This is a genomic window from Pseudoalteromonas sp. J2K-J031 (genome assembly GCF_058197095.2).
Window position 1 is genome coordinate 3,183,462 of record NZ_CM200279.1, and the last position, 13,864, is coordinate 3,197,325.

General features: G+C 47.0%; 14 protein-coding genes. All 14 read right to left on the minus strand.

Annotated elements, in window-relative coordinates; genetic code table 11:
- Positions 1-3 precede the first annotated feature (3 nt).
- Complete coding sequence (locus tag AC3KZC_RS14375) at positions 4-381, minus strand: hypothetical protein (RefSeq protein ID WP_490576942.1); 378 nt, start codon at positions 379-381, stop codon at positions 4-6.
- On the minus strand, positions 378-4,211 hold the full coding sequence (locus AC3KZC_RS14380; protein WP_490576941.1) for a tape measure protein: 3,834 nt from the start codon (positions 4,209-4,211) through the stop codon (positions 378-380). The genes AC3KZC_RS14375 and AC3KZC_RS14380 overlap by 4 nt, the downstream gene beginning before the upstream one ends.
- A gap of 79 nt (positions 4,212-4,290) precedes the next feature.
- A complete protein-coding gene (locus AC3KZC_RS14385) occupies positions 4,291-5,040 on the minus strand; it encodes a phage tail tube protein (protein WP_490576940.1) in 750 nt (249 codons plus the stop codon).
- Positions 5,041-5,070: 30 nt separating this feature from the next.
- A complete protein-coding gene (locus AC3KZC_RS14390) occupies positions 5,071-5,469 on the minus strand; it encodes a hypothetical protein (RefSeq protein ID WP_490576939.1) in 399 nt (132 codons plus the stop codon).
- 24 nt (positions 5,470-5,493) lie between these two features.
- Positions 5,494-6,027: a hypothetical protein gene (locus AC3KZC_RS14395; protein ID WP_490576938.1), complete on the minus strand. Its 534-nt coding sequence runs from the start codon at positions 6,025-6,027 to the stop codon at positions 5,494-5,496.
- A gap of 37 nt (positions 6,028-6,064) precedes the next feature.
- Entirely contained in the window at positions 6,065-6,361 is a 297-nt protein-coding gene (locus AC3KZC_RS14400) for a hypothetical protein (protein ID WP_490576937.1), read from the minus strand.
- Entirely contained in the window at positions 6,358-6,771 is a 414-nt protein-coding gene (locus AC3KZC_RS14405) for a hypothetical protein (RefSeq protein WP_490576936.1), read from the minus strand. Before AC3KZC_RS14405 ends, AC3KZC_RS14400 begins: the two co-directional genes overlap by 4 nt.
- A 105-nt stretch (positions 6,772-6,876) precedes the next feature.
- Positions 6,877-7,908: a major capsid protein gene (locus AC3KZC_RS14410; protein WP_490576935.1), complete on the minus strand. Its 1,032-nt coding sequence runs from the start codon at positions 7,906-7,908 to the stop codon at positions 6,877-6,879.
- 6 nt (positions 7,909-7,914) lie between these two features.
- Complete coding sequence (locus AC3KZC_RS14415; RefSeq protein WP_490576934.1) at positions 7,915-8,259, minus strand: head decoration protein; 345 nt, start codon at positions 8,257-8,259, stop codon at positions 7,915-7,917.
- On the minus strand, positions 8,259-9,644 hold the full coding sequence (locus tag AC3KZC_RS14420) for a S49 family peptidase (protein WP_490576933.1): 1,386 nt from the start codon (positions 9,642-9,644) through the stop codon (positions 8,259-8,261). The genes AC3KZC_RS14415 and AC3KZC_RS14420 overlap by 1 nt, the downstream gene beginning before the upstream one ends.
- A complete protein-coding gene (locus AC3KZC_RS14425; RefSeq protein WP_490576932.1) occupies positions 9,644-11,212 on the minus strand; it encodes a phage portal protein in 1,569 nt (522 codons plus the stop codon). Before AC3KZC_RS14425 ends, AC3KZC_RS14420 begins: the two co-directional genes overlap by 1 nt.
- Positions 11,212-11,430: a gpW family head-tail joining protein gene (gene gpW / locus AC3KZC_RS14430; RefSeq protein WP_490576931.1), complete on the minus strand. Its 219-nt coding sequence runs from the start codon at positions 11,428-11,430 to the stop codon at positions 11,212-11,214. Before gpW ends, AC3KZC_RS14425 begins: the two co-directional genes overlap by 1 nt.
- Entirely contained in the window at positions 11,427-13,313 is a 1,887-nt protein-coding gene (locus tag AC3KZC_RS14435) for a terminase gpA endonuclease subunit (RefSeq protein ID WP_490576930.1), read from the minus strand. Before AC3KZC_RS14435 ends, gpW begins: the two co-directional genes overlap by 4 nt.
- Positions 13,288-13,836: a hypothetical protein gene (locus tag AC3KZC_RS14440; protein WP_490576929.1), complete on the minus strand. Its 549-nt coding sequence runs from the start codon at positions 13,834-13,836 to the stop codon at positions 13,288-13,290. Before AC3KZC_RS14440 ends, AC3KZC_RS14435 begins: the two co-directional genes overlap by 26 nt.
- Positions 13,837-13,864 lie beyond the last annotated feature (28 nt).

Here is a 13,864-nt window from a genome sequence, read left to right on the forward strand (position 1 = left end):
CTGTTATACAGTTTTAAAGCGCAGGGTTATTTGCGTAAAGTGGTTGGGTTTTGCATCGCAATACAGCTGGTGCGGTGTTGCGTCAATTGGGTTTTGTGCGTGGTCCCACGTTGCAGCAATATTGTTACCGCGCACATTGAGCGTGACTGTGCCAAGCTCGGTATTGGCTGAGTTTAAAAGCTGCTCAACGAGCGCTGCATCTTCAAACTCGCTAAACAGGGTTATTGGGCGACCAACACTCACCGCGGTTTTTTCAATGGCGGGCGCACCGTTCAGCGCCTGTTCTGTTTGCTCAACAATGCCAAACGCGGCAAATTCATCACGCCAGACAAATTGGTCTAGCGTGATGATGGGTGCGGTAGGGCTGGTAATTGTGATCATTGTGTTTGACTCAACTGCTCTAGTTTTTGCATAAAGTGCGCCTCAAATTCACCAAGTAAATCAGCTGTTGCCACATCGCCATTTGGCAATGCCAACTCAAGTCGCAATGTTTTGCTGGGCGCACTGCTCAGCGTTTTGTTATTGCTGCTAGCAATTACATTGGTTAGCTGAGTAATGGCGCTCATTAATGCTGCTTCGCTTGGGTTGGTTTTGTTGTTATTGCCACCGCCACCACTGTTGCCACTATTTCCACTATTTCCACCACCGTTTTGCCGTGATGTAGGCGCACTGTAGCTGTTATTGCTGTTTTGCGAATAAGCTTTGGCAGTTTGCTTTTGTGATTCAAGCGCTTTTTTTTGTGCTTCGATGGCAATATTTAACTGATTGCGCTGCTCTAAACTCAAAAAACTCAATTGTTTATTAATTTGGTTATAAAGCGCGTTTAAATCACTAATAGTGACATTGCTAGCACCAATGGCGTTTTTAAACTTGTTAAATTGCTGCTCGGCAATTTCGGCTTGGGCGCGGTTTTCTTTTTCAGCGCGGATTGCATCGGTATCGAGCGCACTGCCACTGTTAGCCTCGTTTTTAAGCTGATAATCAACCGCTTTATCGACACTTGCACCTTGAGCTGCACTAAAACGGCTGGCGCTATTGGCTGCAACTTGATACGAGCGCGAGACGTTTGCAAGCTCGCGCTGGTTGTCACGCAAGCTTTTTGTGCTTTGCTCATTTGCCTGCACTTGCTCACGTGTTGCTTGTGTGCCGCGCTTTGTTGCGGTGGTTGCATCGTCTTGTGCGGTTTTAAAATCACCGAGTAAGTTATTCACTACATCGAGCACGTCATTAAGTTGCTCTTTTTTGTAGGTGTACTCTTCAGCGGTGAGCGCCCCAACAGCGTACAACTGATTGACGTTCTCAAGCTCGTCAGACAAATTGCGCTGCTCAAGCTGCAGCTGATACAAGTTTGCTTTTTCAAGCTCTTGCACTTTAGTGAGCTGATTAGTTTGATCTATCAATCGCTCTTGCTGCACAACTAACAACTCTTGCGCCTGCGCTTTTTGCTCGGCTGTGGCCGTGGAGCTTGCAAGCACTGCTTGATTGGTTGCTATTGCTTCGTTGCTTTTTTTGATTTCAGCCGTAAAACGGTTAACGGCATCGCTGTTGGTGTCGTTGACGGGCTTTAACTCACTTGCTTTAGTAATGAGTTTATCGAGCTCTTTGGTTAAACCAAGTGCTGCTGCCGCAGCCTCAACGCTAGCTGGGACCGTTTTACCTGTTGCATCTGCGGCTTTTATTGCCGCATCTGCCCATTTTAAAAACGCTTGTTGTTGAAGTGCGATTGGCTCATTTGATTGTTTAATTAACTCAAATGCGCCTTGCATTTTTGTCGCTGTGGCATCGAGAGTTTTACCCGCAGTTAAACCCAGCTCCGTATATGCTTTACTTACATCACCCGCTAAAAAAGCTTGACGTTCAAGTGATTCATTGTGGCTTTCAAATTTAGCTTTTAAATTATCAAGGATCACAATTTGCTGAGAGTATTCCTCACCCGCGCCAAGCATTGCGGCTTTAGCAGAATCAATACTTAAAATAAAACCGTCTACACCAACACGCACACCATCTAAACTTTGTGCTTGAACTTCAAGTGTCTCAATTAATTTTAATGACTCAGCAACACTTAACTCTCGCACTTTAGTTGATTGAACTTGTGACTGATTAAGCTGTTTTAGTTGCGCATCAACATCCATGTATGCCGCAATTTCAGCGCCATACAACTCAATATTTTTGGCAATAATGGCTTGGCGCTTTTCCTCTTCTATTGCAGCTAAACGATTTGATTCGGTTAAATCAGCCTGAGCTTTCACAGCTGTGACATAGCTGTTTATTTTTTCATCCCATACCAACTTACCATCAGCAACTAACTTATCGAATTGAGCCATTGAGGTAATATTTAGACCTGTGGCTTTTGATATTTGCAATAACTGATCGGCAAGTAACTTTGCTGAAATTACGCTCTTTTGCTGCGATTGCTGCACGGATTCTTCAGCTTTCAACAAGCTTTTATATAACGAGCCAACTTTGATTAACTCATCAATTAACCAGGTGTATAAACCCGCTTTACCAATTGTTTGAAGTGCTGCACTCCACTTTGTTGCCGATGAAGTTGCAGATTTTGTGGCTGCATCGGTTGCTACTACACTCGTTACATACTGTTTTAATGACAATATGGCCGCAGTGCTTCCGCTGACAATATTGCTAAAAAAGTTGCCGACTTTAAGCGCGAGCCACACTTTTGCGACCGTTGCAATTTCATCACGAAACTCATACAGCGTGGTAAATGTTGATTTAATACCATTGCCAATTGATACAATTGCATCACTAATTGACTGAGCCCATTTTTTTAAACTGCCATCGGCCGCCATTTCGCTAAACTGCTTATTCAGTGATGAAATTTGGCCTTTTAGCCACTCCATTGCACCTGATTGAGCAATTAAGTTATAAAACTGGTCTAGATTATCTTTAGCGTTAGATATTTGGCCTGATAACAGCGCCATATTTGCGGCTGCCGAACCGGCTGCGCCTTTTCCCATTTCATCGATAAGCGCTTTTATAACATCACGGCCTAATTTACCGGCACTTGATAGCTTATTTAACTCAATTGTGTTTTTACCCGTAACTTTTTCGAGCAAATCCCAAACAGGAATACCGCGCTCAACAAGTTGTAATATCTCTTCGCCCTGCAGTTTTTGTTTGGCCCACGCCTGACCGAGGGCTAAACTAATACCTTCAACCTCTTGAAAACCACCACCCAGCTTTAGCGCCTGATCGGTGACGGCTTGCAAAGTTCCGTCCATCGGGTCCAAACCAAAAGCTTTCAGCTTTACAAAGGCTTCACTCACTTCGCTCATTTGCAGTGGTGTATTCTTAGTAAAGTCTTTAATCCATGCAGTGGCTTTTTCGCCATCAGCAATAGACCCCATAAGCGCAGTCATTTGAATACCGAGCTTTTCGAATTTATCCCCAGTTGTGAAAATACTTTTAAGTGACTGCCCCACTTGATCTAGGCCAACATAAGCTGTGGCAAGTAACGCTAAATCTTTTACAACACCTTTAACGCTGCCACTGTAATCTTTTGTTGTTTTAGTACTTGCATTCAGTACTCGCGCTTGTTTTTCAAGCTGATTATTAACATCGGCAATGGCTATTTTTGCGGCATTTTGGCGCTTTTCGAGCTCTTTTGATTCGTTGCCGAGTTTGTTTAAATCAACATTGGCACTTTTAAGCGAGCTTTCAAGCGAAGCAAGTTCGGCTTTGTTTTTATTAAAGGTGGTACCGAGTTTGTTAACCTCGGTGCGGGTTTCTTTAACTTGTAAATTATATTGCGCGTTAGTTGTGACCGCTTGTTTGTATTCAAGCTCAAGTTTGTTTAGCTCTTCGCGCTTTTGCGTAATGGCTTGTTTAGTTTGAGCTGAGGTGCTGTTACTTTGCTTTTGCTCGGCTTCGAGTGCGGCCAGTGATTTTTTTACATTGTCGTACGCGGTTTGCGCGGCGTTTAAATCGGCTTTTGATTGTTTTTGTTGTTGTAGCTGCTCGTTTAAACTTAGGCTTACATCTTTATAAGCCTGCTCGGTTTTACCAAGTGTAGTGCTTAGTTCAGTATAACGCTTGGTTTGTGCTTGCAACCCCTCAATGTTTGTTAGCTCGTCATTGAGGGCTTTGCTTGTTTGCTCTAGTTGCGCCGCTGTTTTTGCGGCTTTGTCGGCGGCTGGGCTGAATAAATCACGGCCTTTAATTATAAATTCGACAACAGTATCTTTAAACGCCATGACAACCTCAAAATTTGGCAATAAAAAACCCAAACACAAAGCTGTGTTTGGGCCTTAAAAATGCTTATTTTTTTAAAAATTAAGCTGTAATTTCTTGATAAACAAAGTCATTGGTTTGACCTGTTGGTACGTTTGCAACGCCTTCAAACTCAGCTGATACATATTCATTTTCAACAAAATTAATGGCTTTTGTGCTTTGCAATGATGCAAATGGAATTTCCAAGCTTACTTTTGCATCATTACCCATATTGATGCCGTCCATAAGTACGCGCCATTTTGGGTGCTGCACTTGGCCACCTTTGATTTGTGTACCACTTAACGCAAGTGCGGTATAACCAATCTCAACATCACCGCCTGCTTCAACAGTGCCGCCAGCTATTGGTCGTACTAAACCCAGCGCGTAATTAACTTCGATATCGGTACCCACAACTAGCTGTGTTACACCTTTTTTTGCATCAAAGCCCGCATCAACTACTTGCTTGTGACCAAGTTCTGACCACTTTCCATCGGATGTGAGCGTAATTGTTTTTGGTGTTACCGTTGCCGCACCCTGATTAAATGTGGATGAACTTGCACCTAAGATGGCAGCTAAAATATCTGAATTGACTTCATCAAATGCCAATTTAACTTTTGTAGGTTTTGACGTGGTAACGGTGTTAAGTGCTTTACCGTGTGTACTGCGGTTGTTAGATGTGCGGATTTTTTGCTCGGCATCTGGCTCTAGCTCTAAGCTTGTAGCATTGATTGGACCAAAAATGCCGCCGGTTGGAACGCCTGCCGCATTTACCGCTTGAATGTGGACTTCGCCACGTAATAAATAACCAGCCATTATTGGCTCCTTAGTTTGTTAATAAGTAGATTAATAAATAATTTTGTAATTAAGCAGCCCTTGTGCTGTGGGCTGGTTTGGGTCGGGCGCAATGATTTTGGCATCAGCTAATTCAACAATCTCGCGAGCTAGGCCATCTAAATTGCTATTGATTTTTTGCTCTGATAACAGTGCTTTTTGCACGTTTTGACAGAGCGCTATTAAGAGCCTGTCGGCATTCGTTGCCAGTGCATCGGCACTGATAATGACGAGCACTTGCAGCTCGTCTTTTTGGCCGTTTTTACTGGTTTTAATTTCAGTGGTTTGCACGGTAATGCACGGCAGTTGAGTGCTTAAGCGGCCATATTGATAAAAACCTGTGCAGGCGGGTGCGACTACACTGAGCTTTTCAACGAGTTTATCGAGCACTTGATCAGCGCTTGCTTTCATTGTGTTACCTTTTTTGATGGGCAGTTAAAGGGCTTGCTGATACAACTTAACCAAGTGATCAACAATGGCGGGTGCGGCGTCGTCTTTTATCACGCCAAATGCACCTGCCACACTTGGGCCAAACGGCAGTTTGTTTGGGATATCGCGCCATGTTTCGCCTTTTTTACGATACGCCAGCAACAAGTTGCCGTTTTTGCCAACAAAACTAAACGCACCGCGCCACGTGCCCGACTTGGCGCGTAAATATGCCCCGCTGTAACCTGCTAATACTTGCTGGCCTTGTTTGCCTTGGCGGTATAAAGGCGAGTTGGCAAACTCAATGGCGTTGGTGAGGCGCTGGCGGGCGCTAATTTTAAACAGTAGCGATTGATTGTTAATGGCCACGTCCAAGTTGTGCGCCACGTAATCGCGTTGTTTAAAATTGTATTTATCGTAAATGGCGTTACTAAATTGGGTGTGTGCAAACTGTGCTGTATTGGCCACTGCACTTCGAAGTGCGGCTTCGTTTTGCTGTTTTAGCTCCAGCAAGCGCGTGCCAAGTACGTTGATGTCTGCCATGTTTGCCCCGCTTTAACCGCTATATTTGTTATAAACGCTATAAAACCACGTATGTGACGCTGATTTCGTCTTCATCGTCAATAATGTTGAGCGAATACGATTTGCCGTTTAGCACAAATACACTGCCCTGCGCCATGCCTGCAACATCGACCCGCAAAAACGTAATCAGTGTGATTTTGTCTTTTTTAATGCTCGAATACGGATCGGCATTGCTGCGATATTGCACATCAAGATGGCATGCAACCAGATTGCTCGGTTGCGTAGCAAATGCGCCCCACTCGGCTATTGATTTAAAGGCGCGAGTTTCGGCTTCAAAGCTGCTAGGCCAACTCATTTTGTTGGGCCTAGCAAAATAACGTGACCGTCATTGGCATGGCTGCGCGCTAACTCGACTGGCCAGATGGCTTGCTCGCCTTTTAATAGCACAATGCGCTCGCCTTGGTGTTGGGTCCAAATAGTGTGGTTTGCCTGCACCAGTACGGTTAGTTCGTCTGCTATTACGACATCGTCATTCACTGTGTTTTCGATTTGCTCGATTGCTGCGTGTTCTTGCGTTTGATCATCATTGTGATCATCATCACTTTGGCTTGCTAGTAGCCGCTCGGCATCGGCAATTTGTTGTTTTAATGCATTGATGTCGCTGGCGGGTTCTATTTCGGTACCGAGCAAAATACTCAGTTCGGCCAGTGTGGTAATAAGGGCTGTTTTATCGACGGTTGGTTTATCAGTGGATGATTTCGCCATGGTTCGCTCACTTTTAAAAAATGGGTAAAAACAAACAAGCCGCACAACTTAGGGTGTGCGGCCTGGGTTGATTAGCTCAGCGCTAATGAGGTGCAACCATCTCGTTTATGCAAACGTGATGGTGACAAACTCGTCAGGGTTTGGCGTGGCCATGAGCGGCGCTGATTTAAGCACGGTGAACGTGCGCGATACATCGCCAACAGTGCTATACACTTTTGGATAGCGGTCTGTTTCTGACAGGCCATCTTTGATTGCATCGTCGTCTAAAATAGCACCGTACAAACGCGCACCTTGGTAATCGCTGTGGCCTAAAACCACCGTATTAGCTGGCATGTACGGTGCTTTTGTGCCGTTTACAATGCGATAGCCCGTATAAACCACAATCAATACATCGCCCAAATACCCCTTGATTGACACGTCTTTGCCTAAATCTTTTAACGCGGTTTCAAGGGCTGAACTTGAGCCGCGACGTGTTTCTAGCTTGTCTTTAACTGCTTTGAAACTAACAAACAGGTTGTAACCGGCTTGGTCAAATACAGCAATATTGACACCGCTTTCGCACACTGCGGTGGCGTTGGTGATGTCGTCGCATGGGTCATACGTTGGCTTGTCTTGCACAGACCAACGTGCAGCGCCAGTTAGCGTAATGTTGTTAGCGGCCGAGCGACCAAAATCAACATTGATTTTTTCGAACTCAGTGCCTTCGCAGGTGTACTGACCAAAAATAACCGCTTGTGAGGCCATCCATTCTTCGGTTTGAGCAATGGCTTTTTCTTCGTCCATCATGTTTTGCACGATTACCGCCTCGCGGCGCTGCGCTAAACTGAGCGAGCCATTAACGGCTTCGCCAGGTAAACGTTTTAGCGTTTTCTTTGGGTCAACCATGTGTTTTGGTTTAAGCGATGCAGGCACTAAATCACGGGTTTCGTAACCGCGCGTTTTAATGACTTGTCCGTCGACTTCTGGCGCAATAAACATGGCTGAATCAACCGCATCGTCAATCACATCTAAACTGACTTTTTCAGTGGGAAACGTGTACACGTTTGGAAAAAACGTATCTAAAAAGAACGATGACAAACGCGCACGTTTGTTGACCACGCCCAGTAAAGCGCGAGGTGTAAAAATTGGATCTAACATAATTGATTAACCTACTTTTTTAGTTGCAATTGATGTGCGGTCGAAACACGCGGCTTTTTGTGCGGCTGTGGCGCCTGCGGGCCAGTCGATTAGCTCAGGATTAAAACAACCCGAATCGTGATAAACAGACTCAGTTGCACCGCCTGTTGCGTCGACATCAAACACGGTTAAACCAATTGCGTTTTGTGTGCCATCTGTAGCCGAGGGGGCCCACGGTTTTAGCTCGCCCGATGCACTAACGCGGGCAATGGGTACGCGCTTTAGCACGGTTTGACCACTGGCAAAGGTGCCAATGTTGGTGGTGACTTGGCGCTCACCTGCGATGTACTGCTCATGTGTTAACACTGGCATTATTTAGCTCCTGTGGCTGCTGAAAAGGACGCCAGCAATTGTTGCTCGGCTTTTTGGTCTGCTGATAATTCTTCAGCATCCCCTGTTGTCTCTAAATTAGGCTGCGTTGTGCTCGCCATGGCGGTTGTGAGTGCATCGGCCATGTTTTGTGTGGGTGCGACAGCGGCGGCTTGCTCTGCTGGACTTACTTTTAGCAGTGCCACGGCATCATCGACCGACATGGATGTATTAAACGCAAGGTGCGTGGCCATTGCAGTTTTACCGATGGCATCGGCTGCTGTTAAAATACTTTGGCAGCGCTCACGCTCGGCTGTTGCGGCTTGAGCTGCCGTTTGAGCCGTTGCTTGTTCGGCTGTTGGGCCTGTTTGCTCTGCCGCTGTCGGTGCTGCAGTTGTTTGCGCGTTTGCTTGCGCTGCGACTTGAGTGGCACTGCTAGCTGCAGGTGCCTCGTTTGGTTTTAGTGACATAGCCACTCCTGTTGTTTGACTTTGTTTAAATGATGTTGAATTGATGATGTCGAGCAGCTGCGGAATGGCATCAAAACCGTTGACGACTTTGTTAGCAAAGCCAATATCGACCGCCTCTTGACCTTGATAAACTCGCGCCTCGGTGTCGAGCACCGCTTGTTTGCTCATGCCAATGTTGCTTGCAACCAGCTCTGCAAATGCATCGCGGTTTTTATCAAGATTGGACTGTATTTTACTGAGCACATCGGCTGATAAATCCTGATAAGGATTACCATCAACCTTGTGTTTACCGCTATGGATCAGCGTAATTTTTACGCCATCGGTTTTGAGCTTTTCTTCGTAACTGGCATGGGCAATGACCACCCCAACTGAGCCAGCGCGGCCGCTTTGTGTGATCCAGCGCTCGGTGCAGGCTGAACCAATGGCCATTGCCGCGCTGCACATGGTGTCGTAACACAGCGCATAAATGGGTTTGATTTGGCTCATTTGTTTTATGCGATTGGCGGCATCAAAACAGCCTGCCGCTTCACCGCCGGGTGAGTCGATATCAAGCATAATGGCTTTGATTTCGGGGTCGTTAATGGCATCGTCGATGCGCGCTAAAATACCATCGTAACCGGTTGAGCCCGAACGTGGGTTGATGTAGCCGTATTTGTGCAATAACGTGCCCGACACTGGCAAAATAGCAAGGCCATTTTGCACTTGGTAGGGCCGTTCGCGCTCGCGTGGGTTGCTAAAACTGGCGGCTTGAATTTGCATGTCGGCTTGATTGAGTGTATTGCCTTGGCTATCGACAAAACTGTGCGCACCTGCGCGCTGGCCAAGGTAGCTAAAAAAAGTATTAGCATAGGTTGGCTCAATAAATTGCGCTTGATTGCAGGCGCGACTCAGTATGTGCGCAAAACTGTTTTCGCTCACTAGGCTTGCTCCATTTCTGTTTGCTCTGGTGATAGTTGCAAGCTGGTGATCCAGCTTGGTGGCGGTAAACCTTGTGCTTTGCGCTCTGCGATTTCGCGGGCTTGTTGCTCAAAGGTTTCTTGATAGTCTTCGCCCATCAGTGCGAGCTCTTTTTCGTAAGTAGACAAGCCACCTTCGATGCGCAATATTGATTCTTTGACTTCTTTTAAGCCGTCGATACTGAGCTTGCCTGCGCCTATCCACTCGCATTTGGTCCACGCATCGCGTCGCTCGTAAAAGCTAAACCGTGATTTTGGTGCGGTTAAAATGCCTTTGTGCAAAGCTTCTTCGAGCCATATGCCAAACACGAGGCTGGCAAATTTGGCGGCAATGACTTTGCGCTTGCCCATCGTGTAGCGCCACGCTTCGTTTATTGATGCGCGAGCACTGGAATAACTCACTTTTGAGTAATCGCGGCTAAGCTGCTCGTAACTCACCCCAAGCCCTGCAGCCATGTAGCGCAGCATGCTGGCTTCTAGGTCAGTAAAACCGTTGTCGGCATTGTTGCTTTGGGTAAATTTTAGGTGCTCGCCCGGTACTAAATGCGGCACTTTTGCCCCGCCAAGCTTGATGCCTGCTGTGGCGTGGTAATCGCCCATGTAGGACATCCACTTTTGCATTTGCTCTGCCCCACCTTCGCCTGATATCAGCTGGAATGCTTGCTCTGAGTCGAGTTCGGATTCGATCACCGCTGCATACATGGCGTTGATGATGGCGTTTTGCAGTTTGGTGTCTTGCAATGTGCTGAGCGACTTCATTTGCTCCATGCTGGACAAAAACAGGTTGGCACCTCGGCTTTGCCCTGCTTCAAGCGGTTCAAACACGTGAATAAACTGAGTGCGACCCCAATTTGTCTCGCGTTTTACGTATTTCCAATTGCCTCCGTAGCTGTCGAGGTCGCCAAAATCGCTGTAATTATCTTCTTTAACCCAGTAACCAAGGGCAGCCCCGTGGCGGTCGGTATCGACACCGGCGCGCAAGCGGTTGTTATTGCTTTGGCCGTTGGGATTGCTGACCCGCTTGGGTGACACCAGTTTTATTGCGGTTCGAAACAGTGAGCCGGGACGGCTGATCCACTCTGCCACTGCCATGCCTTCGCCATGATGGCAATGGCCTGCGGTAATGGCTCGCACTAGCATGGTAAAGGTGCGTTTTCGCTCTGCATCGATGTAGCATTGCGGTGATTCGGCAAATTCGATAAAGGCTTGTTCGGCTTCTTTGATAAATGTGCGGGCGTCTTGCTCGTCCATGCCAAGCACTTTGTAATTGAGCTTGTAGCTTGGGCGAAATAGCGAACCCACTATGTTGTCTACATGCAATTGCACCCCGCCTGTAGCGAGTGCATGATTGCGCACTAAGTCGTCGGCACGGGCATTGGCTTGTTTAAGTTGCGGCAGTAATGCGGCATCGGCACTTTTGCTGCTTGGGTTCCAATTTGATAATTGGCCACCAAACCCGTGACTTGCGCCTGTGTATGCACCCAAATGCTGGCGCAGTGGGGTGACGCCATCGCTTGCTAGTAAATCCATTATAAAAATACTCCCATTGGCCCACGGCGACGGGTGCTGGTTTGGCCAAGTTCGCGTTTTAGCTCGTCGATATACACGAGTAAGTCGGCCTTGTTGGCTTGGTTAAATGTGACGGCTCGGCCATTGCGGGTAATTGCCACGGTGGCGGTGCCTGTTATCAGCTGGTGATAAGCATTTTGCGCTTCGGCCAGTTTTTGCGCGGTTGTCAGTGTTGTCATGCGGCACCTAGTTTTTTACCCAGCTCGCTAAAGCTGAGTTTGGTTTGTTCGGTTTTGGTTGCTTGGTCGGCTAAATTGAGACCAAATTTTTCGATTGATATTTGCAATGCAGCGAGGGCATAGACAAAGCAGTCGAGTGCTTCGTTTCGCCTGCCTTCGTTGTCGTACACAAAAATGACGCCTCGGCTGGTTTTTTTTGGCACCCGAATTTCGGACACCAGTTGTTTACAGACGTTTTCGTCACAGATCCGGTCATCGAGTGGTAAATAAATGGCGCGGTTTTCGCCAAGTGGAATTTCGATATCTGCATAAAATTGGTCTTTGGCGGTGTCGGTTCCGACCTGCGTTAAAAACGTGCCCGATGATTTATTAATTTTGTTTGGAAAATCTTGGATTGGCCGCTGGTATGCATTGGCACCACGAACCGGAATAAACCGCAACAAACCCACGCGCTTTGACAGTGCATAGACCACTTCGGTACGGTGGCCGCCGATATCCCAACAAATACGCGCTATTTTTAGCGTGCGGCCAAGGCTGTTGGTGTATTCGCGGTTGCAAAATTCGACTACTGTGTCTTGCACATCGCGGTCGCGTGGGTCGCCCATGCGATAGAGTCGGTCAATTAAATATTTGCGGTTGTCGGCTGTGACACCCCACACAAAACCTTCCATGCGGTTATCTTGCGTATCGCCGCCAGCGACTAAATACACCACGTCATCGGGTATTTGCGCTTTGTATGGTATGCGTTTATCAAGCAAGATTTTGTAATCGAGCCGCTTGGTGTTGGCTGGTTGCCAATGTAGCCCTAAAACAAGATTCCAAAAGGCTTGCAGTTTGTCGGCATCGCCCCGAATATCGAGCCATTCGCGGACTATTTCGACCCAGCCCTCGGTTAAATTAAGTGAGTAAAGCGCGCTGACTTTGATGCCAACGCGCTTGGGTGCGCTGATTTTTGAGCCTGCTGCGCTGTAAAATTGGATGCCATCGTGCGTGTAGATACCTGTTTTTTCACAGACCCATTTACCCGCCTCTTCCATTTTAATCAGGCTTTTGTAATAGATTTTGCCTTGGCTTGGGCTTTGGCGGCAGCTGTGATTGGCGCAGACGTAATGAGCTGTTTGCGCGGCTTCTTCGATTGTTGTTTGGCTTTGATCCCACTTGATGCCGTGATCGGTTTCTTTTGAGCCCCAATCGAGTGTTTGTTCGTGCCCGCAGTGTGGGCACGGTAAATGAAACTGAAAAACACAATCGGCTTCTTCGAGCAGGCGCTCGATAATATCGCCAGCAAATGTCACGGTTGAGCCAAAAATGGCCTTGGCGAACGCTGCGCCTTTTGTTCGGTTGCGCAGAACCTTGACGTTATCGCCTTCACCGCTGTTGACTTTCCACGCTGACATTTCATCGCCAACAACCACTTGTTTGGTCATGGCGCGAAAGTTGTTGGGTGATTCTGCCCCTAAAATATCAAACGAAAAGCCTGTGCAGACTTTCTTTTTGATGGTGTTGTTTTCGTTGTTTAGCATCCAGTCGGGAAAGGCCGCTTGAATAGCGGGAACCACTGGCAAGAGCGGGTTCATTTCGTCGACTGTAAAGCGCTTTGCGAGATCATCATTTGGCTGATAAATAACAGCGCTGCGTTTTTTGTGTACGCCCAAGTACCAAATGGCACCTGCTAACATTTTGGTGTAGCCGAAGCGGGTTGGTTTTTGTAGCGTGAATTCTTTTATTGCATCGTTGCCCATCATGTTCAGCAGTGCAAACTGAACGGGCTGGGTTTTCCATTGGCCCGGTATTTGGCTTGAGCCTTCGGGCAGGTAAAAATGTTGGTCGCACCATTCAACTGCAGTTTGTGGGATTTCAGTCTTGAGTGGACTCAACCCCATTTTCACTGCTTTCAAAATCGCTTGGATTGAAGTCTGACAGGTCTGGTTCAATTTCTGCGACTCCGTTGCGACATTGCGCAATCACTTTTTTGATCACATCGACTGACTCCGCTGGCATGTCTGGCCATGAGCGTTTGATGTGTGGTAACAGTGATTCGAGATTGGATGATAACGACACAGCCACGCGCTCAAGTGTTCGAGTAATGACCGTGATCGGTGCAAATTGTTGACGCATGATTGATAAGTCAAACTTGCGCTTTTCGATAATGAGCAGGCGATCCTCTAATTTGGCTCTCTTTTCCGCTATTTCGAGCGCCTTTTCATCGTCTTCAACAGGATCAAATGCAGGATCTACTTTTGCCGATTTTAACGACTCTAAATAACTGATCCGCCAACGTGCGACAGACTGAATACAAAACCCGCCTGCGCCCTTTGATTGCGGGAACCCCGCGATTTTTTGCCAGTTGCGAATTGTGCGAGTTTCATGACCAAAAAATTCAGCAACTTCTTTTTGTGTCGCCATGTAAAACCACTCAATTTCGCTAAAAAAA